The 16,545-nt window shown below is 69.4% G+C and carries 15 protein-coding genes; 10 read left to right on the top strand and 5 right to left on the bottom strand.

Annotated features, from left to right (window positions below):
* Window positions 1-6: 6 nt before the first annotated feature.
* Together AC07O4_RS08200 and AC07O4_RS08195 are read left to right on the top strand one after the other, a co-directional pair.
* Window positions 7-1,116, top strand: coding sequence for a serine endopeptidase (locus AC07O4_RS08200; RefSeq protein WP_095950346.1), 1,110 nt, complete (start codon window positions 7-9; stop codon window positions 1,114-1,116).
* 91 nt (window positions 1,117-1,207) lie between these two features.
* A complete protein-coding gene (locus tag AC07O4_RS08195; RefSeq protein WP_070063202.1) occupies window positions 1,208-1,585 on the top strand; it encodes a DUF3597 domain-containing protein in 378 nt (125 codons plus the stop codon).
* Between the two features lie 71 nt (window positions 1,586-1,656).
* On the opposite strand, the gene AC07O4_RS08190 is transcribed toward AC07O4_RS08195, so the two are convergent.
* Window positions 1,657-2,439 (bottom strand): SDR family NAD(P)-dependent oxidoreductase, encoded by a 783-nt coding sequence (locus AC07O4_RS08190; protein WP_495304261.1) that lies wholly within the window; start codon window positions 2,437-2,439, stop codon window positions 1,657-1,659.
* 135 nt (window positions 2,440-2,574) lie between these two features.
* Here AC07O4_RS08190 and AC07O4_RS08185 point away from each other — a divergent pair, with 135 nt between their 5' ends.
* Complete coding sequence (locus tag AC07O4_RS08185) at window positions 2,575-2,955, top strand: hypothetical protein (protein ID WP_495304259.1); 381 nt, start codon at window positions 2,575-2,577, stop codon at window positions 2,953-2,955.
* Here AC07O4_RS08185 and tgt read toward each other — a convergent pair.
* Together tgt and queA are read right to left on the bottom strand one after the other, a co-directional pair.
* Window positions 2,952-4,124: a tRNA guanosine(34) transglycosylase Tgt gene (gene tgt, locus AC07O4_RS08180; RefSeq protein WP_159274089.1), complete on the bottom strand. Its 1,173-nt coding sequence runs from the start codon at window positions 4,122-4,124 to the stop codon at window positions 2,952-2,954. The two genes, AC07O4_RS08185 and tgt, sit on opposite strands and share 4 nt — an antisense overlap.
* Before the next feature lie 8 nt (window positions 4,125-4,132).
* Window positions 4,133-5,176, bottom strand: coding sequence for a tRNA preQ1(34) S-adenosylmethionine ribosyltransferase-isomerase QueA (queA, locus tag AC07O4_RS08175; protein WP_495304258.1), 1,044 nt, complete (start codon window positions 5,174-5,176; stop codon window positions 4,133-4,135).
* Between the two features lie 126 nt (window positions 5,177-5,302).
* On the opposite strand from queA, the gene AC07O4_RS08170 reads away from it, so the two are divergent.
* Genes AC07O4_RS08170 through recG form a run of 3 tightly spaced genes read left to right on the top strand, consistent with a single transcriptional unit; the run spans window position 5,303 to window position 9,593 of the window.
* The gene (locus AC07O4_RS08170) at window positions 5,303-5,986 is read left to right on the top strand and encodes a DUF4166 domain-containing protein (RefSeq protein ID WP_495304257.1); all 684 of its coding nucleotides are present in this window, start codon (window positions 5,303-5,305) and stop codon (window positions 5,984-5,986) included.
* On the top strand, window positions 5,983-7,473 hold the full coding sequence (locus AC07O4_RS08165) for a TIGR01777 family oxidoreductase (protein ID WP_495304256.1): 1,491 nt from the start codon (window positions 5,983-5,985) through the stop codon (window positions 7,471-7,473). The genes AC07O4_RS08170 and AC07O4_RS08165 overlap by 4 nt, the downstream gene beginning before the upstream one ends.
* 11 nt (window positions 7,474-7,484) lie before the next feature.
* The gene (gene recG / locus AC07O4_RS08160; RefSeq protein ID WP_495304254.1) at window positions 7,485-9,593 is read left to right on the top strand and encodes an ATP-dependent DNA helicase RecG; all 2,109 of its coding nucleotides are present in this window, start codon (window positions 7,485-7,487) and stop codon (window positions 9,591-9,593) included.
* On the opposite strand, the gene serB is transcribed toward recG, so the two are convergent.
* Window positions 9,583-10,269, bottom strand: a complete 687-nt coding sequence (gene serB / locus AC07O4_RS08155; protein ID WP_495304253.1) for a phosphoserine phosphatase SerB — start codon at window positions 10,267-10,269, stop codon at window positions 9,583-9,585. The two genes, recG and serB, sit on opposite strands and share 11 nt — an antisense overlap.
* The gene (locus AC07O4_RS08150) at window positions 10,266-11,174 is read right to left on the bottom strand and encodes a LysR substrate-binding domain-containing protein (protein WP_223301447.1); all 909 of its coding nucleotides are present in this window, start codon (window positions 11,172-11,174) and stop codon (window positions 10,266-10,268) included. The genes serB and AC07O4_RS08150 overlap by 4 nt, the downstream gene beginning before the upstream one ends.
* Window positions 11,175-11,372: 198 nt before the next feature.
* Here AC07O4_RS08150 and AC07O4_RS08145 point away from each other — a divergent pair, with 198 nt between their 5' ends.
* The 4 genes from AC07O4_RS08145 to AC07O4_RS08130 are packed head-to-tail and all read left to right on the top strand — an operon-like array spanning window position 11,373 to window position 16,533.
* Window positions 11,373-12,443 carry an ABC transporter ATP-binding protein gene (locus tag AC07O4_RS08145; RefSeq protein WP_062477439.1) on the top strand — a complete coding sequence of 357 codons (1,071 nt, stop codon included), beginning with the start codon at window positions 11,373-11,375 and terminating at the stop codon, window positions 12,441-12,443.
* A gap of 15 nt (window positions 12,444-12,458) precedes the next feature.
* Window positions 12,459-14,105, top strand: a complete 1,647-nt coding sequence (locus tag AC07O4_RS08140; protein WP_062477436.1) for an ABC transporter permease — start codon at window positions 12,459-12,461, stop codon at window positions 14,103-14,105.
* Between the two features lie 32 nt (window positions 14,106-14,137).
* Window positions 14,138-15,118: an ABC transporter substrate-binding protein gene (locus tag AC07O4_RS08135; RefSeq protein WP_095950356.1), complete on the top strand. Its 981-nt coding sequence runs from the start codon at window positions 14,138-14,140 to the stop codon at window positions 15,116-15,118.
* The gene (locus AC07O4_RS08130) at window positions 15,115-16,533 is read left to right on the top strand and encodes an L-serine ammonia-lyase (protein WP_495304251.1); all 1,419 of its coding nucleotides are present in this window, start codon (window positions 15,115-15,117) and stop codon (window positions 16,531-16,533) included. Before AC07O4_RS08135 ends, AC07O4_RS08130 begins: the two co-directional genes overlap by 4 nt.
* Window positions 16,534-16,545: the final 12 nt, after the last annotated feature.

Genomic DNA, 16,545 nt, shown 5'->3' with positions numbered 1-16,545 from the left:
AAGACCATGAGCAAATCCCTGCGCCTGTCCGAGAAGTGGTTCCGCCGCGGCCTGTGGCTGGTGGCGTTCGTGTTCGCGAGCTTCCTGATCGGGCTGGGCAGCACGATCGTGGGCGACCTGCCGCAGGTCGAGCGCGTGCGCGTGCTCGACGACTTCATCGACAAGCCCGCCGCCGAACCGCTGCGCGCCACCATCAAGGCCTCGGAGGCCGCCGAGCTGCAGGCCGCGCGCGACCTCGACCAGGCGCAGCTGCAGCTCAACACGGCGCAGCAGGCCAGCGCCAACGCGCGCGAGACCTTCGGCAACTGGATCGCCACGCGCCGCGCCACCGCGCAGCCCGACCAGGACACCGAGCTCATCGCGCGCACCAAGGCGCTCGACGCCTTCAAGCAGAAGGAAGACGCGGCGCAGCGCAAGGCCGACGCGCAGCGCCAGATCGCGCTCGACGCGCGCCAGGCCGAGCAGCGTGCGCGCGCGGCATTGGGCGTGCTGGAGCACGACGCGCAGCAGCGCCTGGACGCCGAGTACCGCCGCGTCGAGCTGCGCGTGTTCGGCTACCGGCTCGCGCTGACCCTGCCGCTGCTGCTGGTGGCCGGCTGGCTGTTCGTGAAGAAGCGCAAGAGCACCTACTGGCCCTTCGTATGGGGCTTCATCTTCTTTGCGCTGTTTGCCTTCTTCGTCGAGCTGGTGCCCTACCTGCCGAGCTACGGCGGCTACGTGCGCTACGTGGTGGGCATCGTGCTCACGGTGCTGGTGGGGCGCTATGCCATCGTGGCGCTCAACCGCTACCTGGCGCGCCAGAAGCTCGCCGAGCAGCAGCCCGACCAGGTGCGCCGCGAAGAGCTCAGCTACGACGTCGCGCTGGCTCGCCTGGCCAAGAGCGTGTGCCCCGGCTGCGAGCGGCCGGTCGACCTGAAGAACAACGAGATCGACTTCTGCCCGCACTGCGGCATCGGCCTGTTCGACCACTGCGGCCACTGCAGCACGCGCAAGAGCGCGTTCTCCAAGTTCTGCCATGCCTGCGGTACCTCGGCCGCTGCACAGGCGCCGCATACACCTGTGACCGGCACTGCGCAATCGGTCACGCCGGGCGCGCCGGTTCAGCCGGCCACGTAGCGAAAGCGCCGCACGGTCGTGCTACAACCCCGGGCTGCGTCACGCAACGCCGTGCCGCGGGTTTTCCCATTCACATTGACGGAGCACACCCATGAGCATTTTCGGCAAGATTTTTTCCAAGATTTTTCCGTCGGCCAACGCCGCTGAAGTCGTCGCCGCACCGCCGGCGGCTGCACCCGGCGCGCCGGCCGTTGCCGCGCCGCCGCCTGCGATCCCGCTGGGCGACGTGCCCGCCGTCCTGGACGCGATGCCCGGTGCCGCCGGCCTGAACTGGCGCACCTCGATCGTCGACCTGCTCAAGTTGCTGGGCCTGGACAGCAGCCTCGCCGCGCGCAAGGAACTGGCCAGCGAAATCCTCTACAGCAACGGCGAACCGGGTTCGGCCGAATGGAACATCGGCCTGCACAAGCAGGTGATGAGCCGCATCGCCGCCAATGGCGGCACGCTGCCGGCCGAACTGCGCGACTGATCGTCCCGCCACCCACGCAGCAAAAAGCCCGGCATGCCGGGCTTTTTCTTTGGGGCGAGCGTTGAAGCGCTTCAGGTCCAGCCTGCGTCCACCACGTAGTCCTGCGCGGTGCACATGCGCGAATCGTCGGCCGCGAGGAACAGCGCCATCGCGGCGATGTCTTCCGCCATCACGCGCCCCGGCAGGCACTGCGCCGCATCGATCTCCGCGCCCGACTCGGGCTTCACCCACAGCTTGATCTGCCGCTCGGTCATCACCCAGCCCGGCATGATCGTGTTGACCCGGATGTTCTGCTTGCCCAGGTCGCGCGCCAGCGAGCGCGTGAGGCCGATCACGCCCGCCTTGCAGGCCTGGTAGACCGGGTAGCCGCGGCCCTTCATGAGCCAACTGATCGAGCCGAAGTTGACGATCGAGCCGCCGCCCAACGCGCGCATGTCCTCGGCCACGGCCTGCGCGGCAAAGAACTGGTGCTTGATGTTCACGGCCACGAGGCGGTCGAAGTCGTCGCTGGTCACGTCGGCCATCTCGTGGCGCCGGTCGTTGGCCGCGTTGTTCAGCAGCACCGACACCGGCCCGAAGCGTTGGCGCACCGCGTCGATGGCGGCGGCGAGGGCGGCCGTGTCGGTCACGTCGCAGGGCACGAACAGCGCGGGGTGAGCGCCCTGCAGCTGCGCGGCGAGCGCATCGCCGGCGGCGGTGTCGAGGTCGCAGAAGCCGACCTTCGCGCCTTGGGCATGAAAGGCCCGCACCAGCGATTCGCCGATGCCGCTGGCGCCGCCCGAGATGAACACGGTGCGGTCGGCCAGCGAGGGGTAGCGGGCGGTATAGGCCGTGGGTGGGGAGGCGTTGGTCATGAGGGTGAGGACAACCGCAGTGAAGACAGGCCAAGCGTACCGGATGACGGCGTCTCTGGTGCCGGCCGGGCCTCCACCCGGCGTATGGCTTCCGGCCTGTGGGCAGGGCGCCGTGGCAGGCATACGCTTCGGCCCATGAGCTCCTTCAACCGCCGCTTCGTCTTCTGTCTCGCGCTTCTTCCGGCCGCCTTCGCGGCGCGGCACGTCCGCGCACAGGCGCAGGCACCGGCGCCCGTGCTGCTCTTCAAGGTGGTCTCGCCGCGAGACGACATCGTGGTGGGCATCGAGGCGGCCCAGCTGGGCGCCGGCGCGGCGCCGCCCGTGCAGCGGCTGGCCGCCATGCTGGCCGAGAAGGGTCAGCTCACGCTCTGGCAATACGCCTCGCACAAGGACGCGAGCGGGGCCTTGGTGCAGGCGCCGCTCAAGCAGGTCGTGGTCTTCAGGAACGAGCTGCTGCGCATCGAACCCTACGCGACGCCGCTGACCATCCAGCCGCCGGGCGCCGTGAAGCCCTAGACGCCGCGTGCGCGGTCGGCCTTGAACTGCGCGCGGAACGCCGTGAAGGTGCCCGCGTCGAGCGCCGCGCGGATTTCCGTCATCAGGTTCAGGTAGTAGTGCAGGTTGTGGATGGTGCACAGCATCGGACCGAGCATTTCGCCGCAGCGGTCCAGGTGGTGCAGGTAGGCGCGGCTGAAGCCTTCGCGTCCGCCGTCGTTCCAGCTCACGCCCGAGGTGCCCGCGCAGGCGTGGCAGGTGCAGCTCGGGTCGACCGGCTGCGGGTCGCTCTTGTGGCGCGCGTTGCGCATCTTCAGGTCGCCGAAGCGCGTGAACATCGTGCCGTTGCGCGCATTGCGCGTGGGCATCACGCAGTCGAACATGTCCACGCCGTCGGCCACGCCCTGCACCAGGTCCTCGGGCGTGCCCACGCCCATCAGGTAGCGCGGCTTGTTCGCGGGCAGCCGGTGCGGCGTGTGGCCCATGATGTGCAGCATCTCTTCCTTGGGCTCGCCCACGCTCACGCCGCCGATGGCGTAGCCGGGAAAGTCCATGTCGACCAACGCCGCGAGCGACTCTTCGCGCAGGTTCTCGAACATGCCGCCCTGCACGATGCCGAACAGCGCGTTGGGGTTCTGCAGGCGCGTGAACTCCGCCTGGCAGCGCTTGGCCCAGCGCAGGCTCAGTTCCATCGAGACGCGCGCCTCGGCCTCGGTCGTGATGTGGCCCTTGGTGTCGTAAGGCGTGCACTCGTCGAACTGCATCACGATGTCGCTGTTCAGGATGGTCTGGATCTGCATCGAGACCTCGGGCGTGAGGAACAGCTTGTCGCCGTTGACGGGCGACGCGAACTTCACGCCCTCTTCGCTGATCTTGCGCATCGCGCCCAGCGACCACACCTGGAAACCGCCCGAGTCGGTGAGGATGGGCTTGTCCCATTTCTCGAACTGGTGCAGCCCGCCGAAGCTCGCCATGACGTCCAGCCCCGGGCGCATCCACAGGTGGAAGGTGTTGCCCAGGATGATCTGCGCGCCCATCTCTTCGAGGCTGCGCGGCATCACGCCCTTGACGGTGCCGTACGTGCCCACCGGCATGAAGATCGGCGTCTGGACCTTGCCGTGGTTGAGCGTGAGCGTCGCGCGGCGCGCGTGGCTGTCGGGGTCGGTCTTGAGGAGTTCGAAGTTCAGCATGATGTCGTTCAGTCCTGGGTGCGTGCGAGCAGCATGGCATCGCCGTAGCTGAAGAAGCGGTAGCCGTTGGCGATGGCGTGGACGTACAGCGCCATCACGCGCTCGTAGCCCGCGAAGGCCGAGACCAGCATCATCAGCGTGCTCTTGGGCAAATGGAAGTTGGTCACCAGCACGTCGACGTGTGCGAAGGCGAAGCCCGGTGTGATGAAGATGCGCGTGTCGCCCGTGGCCTCGCCGCTCTTGGCCCACGACTCGAGCGTGCGCACGGTGGTCGTGCCCACCGCGACCACGCGCCCGCCGCGTGCCTTGCATTCGGCAATGGCGCGCTGCGTGGCCTCGGGCACCTCGTAGCGTTCGGCGTGCATCGTGTGTTCGGCGATGTTCTCGGTCTTCACCGGCTGGAAGGTGCCGGCGCCTACGTGCAGCGTGACGTTGGCGCGCTGCACGCCGCGCGCTTCGAGTTCGGCCAGCAGGCCTTCGTCGAAATGCAATGCGGCCGTGGGCGCGGCCACCGCGCCGGGCACGCGTGCGAACACGGTCTGGTAGCGGCTCTCGTCGTCGGCCGAGTCGGTGTGCGTGATGTAGGGCGGCAGCGGCACGTGGCCGCAGCGCTGCATCAGCGCATACGGGTCTTCGCCGGCATCGCTCTCGAAGCCGAAGCGGAACAGCGCGCCGTCTTCCTCGGGCCAGCGGCCCAGCAGCGTGGCGCGAAAGCCGCCCACCATCTCGAGCGTGGTGCCCACGGGCGGCTTCTTGCTGACCTTCATGTGCGCGACCACCTCGTGGCCCTGCAGCACGCGCTCGACCAGCAGTTCGAGCTTGCCGCCGGTCGGCTTCTCGCCGAACAGGCGCGCCTTGACCACGCGCGTGTCGTTGAAGACCAGCAGGTCGCCCGCGCGCAGCAGCGAGGGCAACTCTTTGAAGATGCGGTCGGCCGGGGCGGGGCCGGTGCCGTCGAGCAGGCGGGAGGCGGTGCGTTCGGTGGCCGGGTGTTGTGCCACCAGCTCGGGCGGCAGATGGAAATCGAAATCGGAAAGCGTGAAGGCGCGCATGGTGCTTGAGGGCCGGACGGGCCCGTGCCAAGGAGGCATGGGAAAGAGAAAAAGGCGGAGAGCGGCGATTGTCCCATGGCCCGGAATCACGGGCGCCGCTCGGGGTTGCCGAGGCAGAATCGACGCATGGTCGATTCTTCCGTCGCGCGTGTCACGCCGTCCCCCGCCCCACCTTCCGAAGGCGAGCTCTTCAAGAAGATCCTGGGCGGCGCCTGGATGGGGCTGCATCCCGACATCCGCCGGCGCTTCGACAAGAACCCCCTGCCGGGCAAGGCGCTGCACTACCTGGGCGCGCTCAGCGAGCTGCGCTGCTCGCGCTTCGGCAAGCTCTTGGGGCACCTCACGCAGCCGATGATCCAAGGCGCGCTCATCCCCTACAGCGACAGCCACTTCCCGGTCGAGATCCAGGTCTACGCCCGGCCCGAGGACCCGGCCATCTACAAGCAGCGCATCTACCGCCTGCACGACCGCAAGCCCATCCAGTTCACCAGCTTCATGCGCGAGAGCGAGCGCGGCGAGGTGCTGGAGTACGTCGGCATGGGGCTGGGCATGAAGCTGGTGCTGAGCGTGGAGCCCAACGGCAGCCTGCATTTCCAGAGCGACGGCTATTTCTGGGAGGTGTTCGGTTGGCGCATTCCGCTGCCGGGCCTGTTCACGCCGGGCAAGACCTTTCTCTGGCACCACAACGAGACGCCCGAGCGCTTCAACATCCGCATCGAGATTCGCCACTGCCTCATGGGCACCACCTTCACGCAGGTCGGCGTGTTCGAGGAAGTGCCGGAGCCGGGGCCGCAGGCGGTGTCCGCATGATCGACACGCACCTGCTGGCCCTGCAGCTCATGGCGGCGCAAGGCGCGCTGGGCGCCTTCGACACGCTCTACCACCACGAAGGCACCGAGGCGCTGCCGCGCCGCGGCACGGCGGGGCGCGAGCTGGCGATCCATGCCACGCGCTCGTCGATCTATTGCGCGCTGTTCCTCGGCCTGTCGGCGTGGGCCTGGCACGGCGCGTGGGCGTGGGTGCTGCTCGTGGTGTTCGGCGTCGAGATCGTGCTCACGCTGTGGGACTTCGTGGTCGAAGACGGCAGCCGCCTGCTGCCGCCCACCGAGCGCGTGACGCACACGGTGCTGGCCATCAACGCCGGCGCGTTCATCGCGCTGCTGGCGATGAGCGCGGTCGGCTGGGCAGCGCAACCGACGGCGATGGTGTGGCAGCCACACGGCTGGCTCAGCGCCTTCCTGGCGCTGTGCGGCGTGGGTGTCGGTATCTCGGGCCTGCGCGACGGCTTCGCAGCGCGCGCCCTGTTCAAGCAGCAGAAGCAGGCGCAGGTACGCGCTGTCGAGGCCCCGGTGCGGTTCGGCACGACACCGCAGCAGGTGCTGGTGACGGGCGGCACCGGCTTCATCGGCCAGATCCTCGTGCGCCACTTGCTGGCCGACGGCCATGCGGTGACGGTGTGGACGCGCGACGCGCGCGGCGCCGCCTGGGGCTTTGGCGGCGCGGTGCGCTGCGTGCAGTCGCTCGACCAGATTCCCGCTGCGGACGCCATCGACGTGGTCGTCAACCTCGCGGGCGCACGCATCCTCGGCCAGCGCTGGAGCGCAAGGCGCCAGCAGCAACTGCTGCGAAGCCGCGAAGGCTTGACGCAGCAGCTCGTCGCATGGATGGGCACACGCCCGCGCAAGCCGTGGCTGCTGCTCTCGGGCTCGGCCATCGGCTACTACGGCGTGCAGCCGCAGGGCGATGCCACCGAGCTCACCGAAGACGCGCCGCCGCAGAGCATCTTCATGTCGACGCTGTGCCAGCGCTGGGAGCAGGCCGCGCACGCGGCCGTGGCGCACGGCGTTCGCGTGGCCTGCCTGCGCTTCGGCTTCGTGCTGGGTCACCAGGGCTCGCTGCCGCAGCTGCTGATGCCCGTGCAGCTGGGCATGAGCGGTCGCCTGGGCAGCGGGCGGCAGTGGCTGTCGTGGGTGCATGTGCATGACCTGATCCGCGCCATCGCGCATGTGTGGACGGTGACGGAGTCCGCCACCGACCCTGTCGCCACGCAGGCCTTCAACGTCACCGCACCGGGTGCAGTGAGCCAGGAGGCCTTCACCCGCGTCGCCGCCGGCGTGCTGCACCGCCCCTGCTGGATGCCCACGCCCGCCGCGCCCGTGAAGCTGCTGCTCGGCGAGCAGGCCGACCTGCTGCTCGAAGGCCAGCGCGTGGTGCCGACGCAGCTGCTGCGCAGCGGCTTCCAGTTCATGTTCCCCGATGCCCGCAGCGCCTTGACGGACCTTTGCCGTCCACGCTAGAAGCCTTGTCCGTGCCCGCCAAGAAAGAACCGACTCCCCCCGCCGCGCCGGCGTCACCGCCCGGCACCGGCCTGAGCCTCGTGCAGCGCGCGCTGCGCAAGCTCGGCCTCGTGCGCGACATCGACTTCGCGCTCTACCTGCCGATGCGCTACGAGGACGAGACCCGCATCGTGCGCCTGGCCGACACGCGCGACGGTGACATGGCGCAGGTCGAGGGCGTGGTCACCGAATGCGAGGTGGTGTTCCGCCCGCGCCGCCAGCTCATCGCCACCATCGACGACGGCTCCGACACCTGCCAGCTGCGCTTCTTCAACTTCTATCCGTCGCAGCAGAAGCAGCTCGCGGTGGGCGCCAAGGTGCGCGTGCGCGGCGAGATGCGTGGCGGCTTCGTGGGGCGGCAGATCATGCACCCGACCGTCAAGGCGGCCGGCACCGCGCTGCCCAACGCGCTCACGCCGGTGTACTCGACCGTGGCCGGGCTCGCGCAGCCGGTGCTGCGGCGCGAGGTGCGCTCGGGCCTGGCGCGCGCGCTGCTCGACGAGACCATCCCGGTGCAGATCGGCCTGCGCGGCGCGTGGGACCTGCGCAGCGCGCTGAGCTTCCTGCACTACCCGACGCCCGATGTGTCGATCGCCGCGCTCGAAGACCACAGCCACCCGGCGTGGCAGCGCATCAAGGCCGAGGAGCTGCTGGCACAGCAGCTCTCGCAGCTGCAGGCGCGGCTGGAGCGCGCGGCGCAGCGTGCGCCGGTGCTGCCTGCGGCCACCGACGCGGCGGCGAGTTCGCTGCATGCGCAGTTGCTCGCCGTGCTGCCCTTCGGCCTCACCGGCGCGCAGCAGCGCGTGGGCGAAGAGATCACGGCCGACCTGCACCGCCAGATCCCGATGCACCGCCTGCTGCAAGGCGACGTGGGCTCGGGCAAGACCGTGGTCGCGGCGCTGGCCGCGGCGCGCTGCATCGACGCGGGCTTCCAGTGCGCGCTGATGGCGCCCACCGAAATCCTCGCGGCCCAGCACTTCGGCAAGCTGGTCGGCTGGCTCGATCCGCTGCTGGCCGAGCGCGGCCTGCGCGTGGCCTGGCTCACGGGCAGCCAGAAGAAGAAGGAACGCGACGAGATGTCGGCCGCCGTCGAGAGCGGCGAGGCCGCGCTGGTCATCGGCACGCACGCGGTCATCTCGGAGAAGGTGCGCTTCAAGAACCTGGCGCTGGCCATCATCGACGAGCAGCACCGCTTCGGCGTCGCGCAGCGCCTGGCCCTGCGTGGCAAGGCGGGCGGCGACCTCGAACCGCACCTGCTGATGATGAGCGCCACGCCCATCCCGCGCACGCTCGCGATGAGCTACTACGCCGACCTCGATGTGTCGACGCTCGACGAGCTGCCGCCGGGTCGCACGCCCATCGTCACCAAGCTGGTGGCCGACCACCGACGCGACGAGGTCATCGACCGCATCCAGGCGCAGATTTCGCAGGGCCGGCAGGTCTACTGGGTCTGCCCGCTGATCGAGGAGAGCGAGGCGGTCGACCTGCGCAACGCCACCGAGACGCGCGACGAACTCGCCGGCACGCTGGGCGATCACATCCAGGTCGGCCTGCTGCATTCGCGCATGCCCACGGCGGAGAAGCAGGCGGTGATGGCCGCCTTCACCGCCAACGAGATCCAGGTGCTGGTGAGCACCACGGTGATCGAAGTGGGCGTGGACGTGCCCAACGCCTCGCTGATGGTGATCGAGCATGCCGAGCGCTTCGGCCTCTCGCAGCTGCACCAGCTGCGCGGGCGCGTCGGGCGCGGCGCGGCGGCCTCGGCTTGCGTGCTGCTCTATGCGCCGGGCGACAGCGGCCGCGTGGGCGAGGCGGCGCGCGCGCGCCTCAAGGCCATGGCCGAGACCGGCGACGGTTTCGAGATCGCGCGGCGCGACCTCGAGATCCGCGGGCCTGGCGAGTTCCTGGGCGCGCGCCAGTCGGGCGCGCCGCTGCTGCGCTTTGCCGACCTCGCGACCGACACGCTGCTGCTCGACTGGGCGCGCGAACTCGCGCCGGTGATGCTGCAGAAGCACCCCGAGCTGGCGCAGCGCCACATCGACCGCTGGCTCGGCACCAAGGCCGAGTACCTCAAGGCCTGAGGAGGCCCAGCAGCCGATCGAGCCCGCCCTCGTCGATCGCCAGCGTGGCGGCCTCGCGCACCAGGGGCTTGGCGTGGTAGGCCACCGACAGCCCGGCCACGCGCATCATCGGCAGGTCGTTCGCGCCGTCGCCCACGGCGATGGCCCGGGCCGGCGATATGCCCATCGCGCGGCAGCATTCGAGCAGCTTGTCCTTCTTGGCCTCGCCGTCGCAGATGTCGCCCCAGGGCTGGGGCAGCATGCGCCCGGTCAGCCGGCCGTCTTCGATCTCCAGCACGTTGGAGCGCGTGTCATCCAGCTGCAGCCGGTCGCGCAGGCGGTCGGTGAAGAAGGTGAAGCCGCCGCTCAGCAGCACGACGCGCAGGCCGGCCTGCTTGCACGCGGCGATCAGCGTCTCGGCGCCGGGGTTCAGGTGCAGGCGCTGGTCGTACACGGCCTGCAGCGCCGACAACGGCACGCCGCGCAGCAGGGCCACGCGCCGGCGCAGGCTGTCCTTGTAGTCGGTGATCTCGCCGCGCATCGTGGCTTCGGTGATGGCCGCGACCTCGGGGCCGCAGCCCGCGATGTCGGCGATCTCGTCGACGGTCTCGATGTCGATCAGCGTCGAGTCCATGTCGAAGGCGATCAGCTTGAAGTCCGACAGCCGCAGGGGAGGAAGAGTGAGCGTGGTGGTCATGGGGTGGGGCTTCCCGCGTTCCAGTGCTGCGTGCCGAGCCAGTCGACGAACTGCCGTGCCAGCGCGGCCACCGGCCCTTCGGTGCGGTACAGCGCGTAGACGCCCGACGCCGGCAGGCGGGGTTCGGGAAACACCAGGCGCAGCCGGTCGGCGCGGATGTCTTCCTCGAGCAGGCACCAGGGCGCCAGCGCGAGCCCCAGGTCGTTCATGGCGGCCTGCATGCAAAGAAACTGATGGTCGAACACGGGGCCCGGCAGCTGGGGCGGCACGCGCACGCCGGCCAGCTCGAACCAGCGCGGCCAGTTCTCCACTTCGCCGGCGGCCTGCAGCAGCGGGTGGCCCAGGCAGTCGGCCATGCTGGCGATGCGGTGCCGCTCGATGAAGCGCGGCGACGCCACGGCCACGAGGTGGTCGTCCAGGCAGCGCACGCAAGTGTGGTCGGGGCGCTGCATGGGAATGCGGCGGATCAGCACGTCGCTGCCGGCCTCGGCCTGGTCGAAGAACTGCCGGCCCAGGGTCGACAGCTGCACGTCGGTCTGCGGCGCCAGGGCCTGGAAGCCGGCCAGCCGCGGGATGAGCCACTTCATCGCCAGCGAGGGCGTGGTGCACACGCGCAGGCTGGCGCGCTGGTGGGGTGACTTCAGCGCGGCCGTGGCGCTGGCGATGCGGTCCAGGCTGGCCTGCACCTCGGCGAAGTAGTCGCGCGCATGGGGCAGCAGCGTCGCGCCGCGGGCCTCGCGCGCGAACAGCGGCTGGCCCAGGTAGTCCTCCAGCAGGCGGATCTGCTGGCTGACGGCGCTGTGCGTGATGCTGAGTTCGTCGGCGGCCGCGGTGAAGTTGGCATGGCGCGCCGCCGCTTCGAAGGCGCGCAGCGCCTTCAAAGGGGGGAGGCGTCGGGTCACCACATGCGTACCTTGGCGAGCGGGCTTGTCTTCCTCATGTTCTTTTCGTGTTCGGTTGCGTGCCGCCCGGGGTTGGAGGCCGGCGCGCATCGTAGACCGGGAAGCCTGCAGAAAAACTAACCGGCCGCCTTAAAAAATACGGCTGGTGGCGTGCAGGGGGCGCACCTAGCATCGCGCTTCCTTCCACCCTGAACAAGAGACATGGCTTCCATCACCATCGACAACGTCGTGAAGCAGTTCGCCAACCAGACGGTGCTGCAGAACCTGTCGCTGCATGTGCCCGATGGCGCCTTCTACACCCTGCTGGGCCCCAGCGGCTGCGGCAAGACGACCCTGCTGCGCTGCATCGCGGGCTTCAACGAACCCGACGGCGGGCGCATCCTGTTCGACAAGGACGACGTGACGCGCGTGTCCACCCACCACCGCGACATCGGCATGGTGTTCCAGGACTACGCGCTGTTCCCCGACAAGACGGCCTTCGACAACGTGGCCTACGGCCTGCGCGCGCGCAAGGTGCCCAAGGCCGAGATCGCCCGGCGCGTCAACGAGGCGCTCGACAAGGTAAGCCTGCTCGCGCTGGCCGACCGCTACCCGGCGCAGATGAGCGGCGGCCAGCGCCAGCGCGTGGCGCTGGCGCGCGCGCTGGTGATCCGCCCGCGCGTGCTGCTGATGGACGAGCCGCTGTCCAACCTCGACGCCAAGATGCGCCTGCAGATGCGCGACGTGATCCTGGACCTCGTGCGCGAGGCCGGCATCACCACCGTGTTCGTCACGCACGACCAGGAAGAGGCGCTGGCCATGTCCGACCGCATCGCCATCATGGACCGCGGCAGCATCGCGCAGCTGGGCACGCCCGAAGAGCTGTACGGCACGCCGGTGAACGCCTACGTGGCGGACTTCATCGGCTCGGCCAACGTGATCCCGGTGCCGGCCGAGTCCGCCGGCGGGGCCGCGTCGCACGTGCGCTACCAGCTGTGCGGCCAGCAACTCGACGGCAAGCAGGGCGGCGCCGCGCTGGGCGCGCAGGGCATCCTCATCGCGCGCCCCGAGGCGCTGTCGCTGATGGCGCCCGCGCCCCACGTGCCCAACGCCATCGCGGGCGAGGTGCTGCGCCGCCAGTACCTGGGCTTCAAGACCGCCTACCGCATCCGGCTGCACGACCAGTCGGAGATCCGCGTCGAGCTGCATGCCGGCAACATGGTGGCCGACTTCCAGGCCGGCGATGCGGTGCAGGTGCTGGTGCCGGCCGACAGCCGCGTCGTCGCCGCCTGAACGGACACGCACGCCATGAAAATCAACTGGTGGCCCTGGGGTTTCCTGACCCTGCTCAGCCTCGTGCTGCTGCTGTTCTTCGTGTTCTACCCGCTGGGCACGCTGTTCGTGAACAGCGTGCGCGACGAGTCGGGCGCGTTCTCGCTGTCCGGCTTCATCACCTTGCTGCAGGACAGCGAATACCTGCTCGCGTTCCGCAACACGCTGGTGCTCGGCGTGTCGGTCACGGCCTGCACCGTGGCCGTGGGCGTGCCCTTCGCGTACATGGTGGCGCGCTACGACTTCCCGCTGAAGAACCTGGTGGCGGTGCTGCCGATCATGACCATCGTGATCCCCGAGATCATCGTCGGCCAGTCGTGGCTGCTGCTGCTGGGCAACAACGGGCTGGTGACCAACCTGCTCGCGGGTGCGGGCATCACGCTGCCGACCTTCTACGGCTGGACCGGCATGGTGTTCTCCATGACGCTGGTCTACTACACCTACATCTACCTGGGCGTGCTGGCTGCGCTGCGCGGCTTCGACGGCCAGCTCGAAGAAGCCGGGCTGAGCCTGGGCACCTCGCCGCTGGTGACCAAGCTGCGCGTGCTGGTGCCGGTGATCCTGCCGGCGGTGCTGGTCAACGCGCTGGTGGTGTTCACGCTGGTGGTGGGCAACTTTGCGCTGTCGGTGGTGCTGGGCAGCAGCGTGCCGCTGCTGTCGGTCATGACGTACAACGCCTTCGTCGGCGAGATGGGCGGCAGCCCCACGCTGCAAAGCGCGATGTCGGTGGTGTCCATCGGCATCGTGGCCATCGTGCTGTTCTTCCAGAAGCGCGTGGTCGAACGCAAGATCTACACGATGACGCAGGGCCGCGCGCCCGCCGTGGTGCGCGTGCGCTCGGGCGCGGCGGTGTTCTACACGCTCAGCGTGGGCGTGATCATCGTGCTGTCGATGCTGCCGCTGCTCATCGTCTTCGTGGGCGCCTTCACCGAGACCAGCGGGCCCGTGATGCGCTGGGGCCAGTGGTCGCTGTCGAGCCTGGAACGCGCGCTGCGCGGTGCACCCGAGCCGATCATCAACTCGCTGAAGTTCGCCTCGATGGCCACCGTGGTGGGCGTGGCCTTCGCGGTGCTCGTGAGCTACCTGACGATCAAGAAGCGCAACCCCTTCACGCAGCTGCTGGACTACATCGTGGTGCTGCCGCTGACCATCTCGGGCACGGTGCTGGGCATTGCGCTGGTGCAGACCTTCAACACCGGCTGGCTGGTGCTGGCGGGCACCTCGGGGATCATGGTGCTGTGCTACACGGTGCGCCGCCTGCCCTTCGCGGTGCGCAACGCGTCGTCGACGCTGTTCAACATCTCGGACTCCATCGAGGAGGCCTCGATCAGCCTGGGCGTGTCGCCGCTGAAGACCTTCTTCAAGGTGCTGCTGCCGGCCATGAAGGCCTCGATCATCTCGGCCGCCATCCTGATGTGGGTGACCACGATCTCGGAGCTGTCGGCCTCCATCGTGGTCTACACGGGCGGCCTGGAGACCATGCCGATCGCCATCTTCCGCCAGGTCGACGGCGGGCGCCTGGGCCTGGCCTCGGCCTACGGCGCGGCGCTGGTCAGCGTGATCCTGCTGCCCATCGTGGTGGCGATCAAGGTGTTCCGCATCAACCTCTTCTCCAGCAAATGACCCACCCATTCACTTCAACCTGCGAGGTTTTCATGTCCTTCAAGTCCCTGGCGAAATGCGCGTTCGCGACCCTGGCCCTCACGGCGGGCGTCGCGGGTGCGCAGACGGTGGTGCTCTATTCGTCCAACAACACCGAGACCGTCGAGACCGCGCTGGCCGTGGTCAAGAAGAAGACGCCCGGGCTCACGGTGCAGCAGGTCACGGGCGGCACCGGCACGCTGATGAAGCGCATCCAGGCCGAGGCCAAGAACCCGCGCGGCGACGTGCTGTGGAGCGGCGGCTTCGGCACGCTGGGCGCCTACAAGGACCAGATGGCGCCCTACAAGTCGCCCGACCTCGCGGCCGTGCCCGCGGCCTTCCGCGGCCCGAACGACCTGTGGGTCGGCACCAACGTGCACGTGATGGTGATGATGGTCAACGAGCGCCAGCTCAAGGGCATGCCCGCGCCCAAGACCTGGTCGGACCTGATGCGCCCCGAGTGGAAGGGCAAGTTCGCCATCACCGACCCGAGCAAGAGCGCCACGGCCTACATGCTGGTGTACGGCCTGCTCAAGCAGTTCGGCCGCGACGGCCTGGGCAAGCTGGCGGCCAACGCGGTCGTCACCGCGTCGTCGGGCAGCACCTACAAGGGCGTGGCCGCCGGCGAGTACCCGGTGGGCCTGACCATCGAGTACGCGGCGCAGGAGTATGTGGCGGGCGGCCAGAAGGAGATCAAGCTGGTCTATCCCACCGAGGGCAGCTACCTGGCGCCCGAAGGCATGTTCATCGTGAAGGGCGCGAAGAACATGGACGCCGCCGTCGCGCTCTACAACGGCCTGCTGAGCAAGGAGACGCAGCAGGAGCTGCTGGTGAAGAACTTCCGCCGTCCGGTGCGCAGCGACATCGCGGTGTCCAAGCTCACCTCGCTGCCCGACCTGAGCGCCATCAAGGTCTTCCCGCTCGACCAGGAAGCGGCCTCGGCGGAGTACGAGCAGCTCGTGGCGCTGTGGAACCTGGCGGTGAAGGCGCGGTGACGAGTACGGCGAAGGCGCCTTCGACGCCGGTCAGCGCCTTCGATCTGTTCAAGATCGGCATCGGCCCCTCGAGCTCGCACACGGTCGGGCCGATGATCGCGGCGCGGCAGTTCGCCTGCCTGCTGCAAGCGCGGGGCCTGCTGCCGCAGGTGGCCGCGCTGGTGACGCAGCTGTACGGCTCGCTGAGCGCCACCGGCCGCGGCCACGGCACCGACCGCGCCGTGCTGCTCGGGCTCGCAGGCCACCGGCCGGACCGGATCGACCCCGACACCATCGAGCCCGCCATCGCCGCCATCCGGCGCGAGCGGCGGCTGCACCTGCTCGGCACGCACGCCGTGGCGTTCGACGAGAAGGAGCACCTGCTCTTCCTGCGCAAGAGCCTGCCTCGGCACCCGAACGGCCTGCGCTTCATCGCGCTGGATGCGCAGGGGCAGACCTTGGCTGAGGCGGACTACTTCTCGGTCGGCGGCGGCTTCGTCGTCGATGCACAGGGCGAGGGCGTGCGCAACGAAGCCGGCGTGCAGCGCCCGGCGCCGGCCGCCTTGCCCTTCGCCTTCGACACCGGCGCGGAGCTGCTCGCGCAGTGCCGCGCGCAGGGCCTGTCGATCGCCGCGCTGATGATGGCCAACGAAACGCAGTGGCGACCGCAGGCCGAGGTGCGATCGGAGCTGCTGCAGGTGTGGGACGCGATGGCCGGCGCCGTGCGCCGCGGCTGCGCGAGCACCGGCACCCTGCCCGGGCGCATGCAGGTGCGGCGGCGCGCGGCCGACCTGTTCGCTCAGCTGCAGGGCAATGGCACCGCGCAGGCCGCGCCCGACCCGCTCGCGGCGATGGACTGGGTCAACCTGTACGCCATGGCCGTCAACGAGGAGAACGCCGCCGGCGGGCGCGTGGTCACCGCGCCCACCAACGGCGCGGCGGGCGTGATTCCGGCGGTGCTGCACTACCACCAGCGCTTCTTTCCCGGTGCGGGCGACGAGGCGGTGATCGAGTTCTTGCTCACCGCGGCCGCCATCGGCATCCTCTACAAGAAGAACGGCTCGCTCTCGGGCGCCGAGGTCGGCTGCCAGGGCGAGGTCGGCGTGGCCTGCTCGATGGCGGCCGGCGCGCTCGCCGCGGTGATGGGCGGCACGCCGGGCCAGGTCGAGAACGCGGCCGAGATCGGCATGGAGCACAACCTGGGCATGACCTGCGACCCGGTCAGCGGGCTGGTTCAGATCCCGTGCATTGAGCGCAACGCGATGGGCGCGGTGAAGGCCATCAACGCGGCGCGCATGGCCCTGCGCGGCGACGGCTCGCACTTCGTGTCGCTGGACAAGGTCATCCAGACCATGATGCAGACCGGCGCGGACATGAAGACCAAGTACAAGGAAACCTCGCGCGGCGGCCTCGCCGTGAACATCGTCGAGTGCTGACCGCCGCGCGGT

The organism is Variovorax sp. GW821-FHT09D04, from assembly GCF_059416405.1.
Note: the sequence above shows the minus strand (reverse complement) of the source record. Positions and strands in the feature narration are given on the sequence as shown.

Bases quoted from the DNA above. Each gene is read 5' to 3' on its own strand.
- AC07O4_RS08135 (WP_095950356.1), top strand. From the start codon at position 14,138: ATGTCCTTCAAGTCCCTGGCGAAATGCGCGTTCGCGACCCTGGCCCTC.
- serB (WP_495304253.1), bottom strand. From the start codon at position 10,269: ATGACCACCACGCTCACTCTTCCTCCCCTGCGGCTGTCGGACTTCAAG.
- AC07O4_RS08145 (WP_062477439.1), top strand. From the start codon at position 11,373: ATGGCTTCCATCACCATCGACAACGTCGTGAAGCAGTTCGCCAACCAG.
- AC07O4_RS08185 (WP_495304259.1), top strand. From the start codon at position 2,575: ATGAGCTCCTTCAACCGCCGCTTCGTCTTCTGTCTCGCGCTTCTTCCG.
- AC07O4_RS08195 (WP_070063202.1), top strand. From the start codon at position 1,208: ATGAGCATTTTCGGCAAGATTTTTTCCAAGATTTTTCCGTCGGCCAAC.
- AC07O4_RS08170 (WP_495304257.1), top strand. From the start codon at position 5,303: ATGGTCGATTCTTCCGTCGCGCGTGTCACGCCGTCCCCCGCCCCACCT.
- AC07O4_RS08165 (WP_495304256.1), top strand. From the start codon at position 5,983: ATGATCGACACGCACCTGCTGGCCCTGCAGCTCATGGCGGCGCAAGGC.
- AC07O4_RS08190 (WP_495304261.1), bottom strand. From the start codon at position 2,439: ATGACCAACGCCTCCCCACCCACGGCCTATACCGCCCGCTACCCCTCG.
- AC07O4_RS08140 (WP_062477436.1), top strand. From the start codon at position 12,459: ATGAAAATCAACTGGTGGCCCTGGGGTTTCCTGACCCTGCTCAGCCTC.
- AC07O4_RS08200 (WP_095950346.1), top strand. From the start codon at position 7: ATGAGCAAATCCCTGCGCCTGTCCGAGAAGTGGTTCCGCCGCGGCCTG.
- tgt (WP_159274089.1), bottom strand. From the start codon at position 4,124: ATGCTGAACTTCGAACTCCTCAAGACCGACCCCGACAGCCACGCGCGC.
- queA (WP_495304258.1), bottom strand. From the start codon at position 5,176: ATGCGCGCCTTCACGCTTTCCGATTTCGATTTCCATCTGCCGCCCGAG.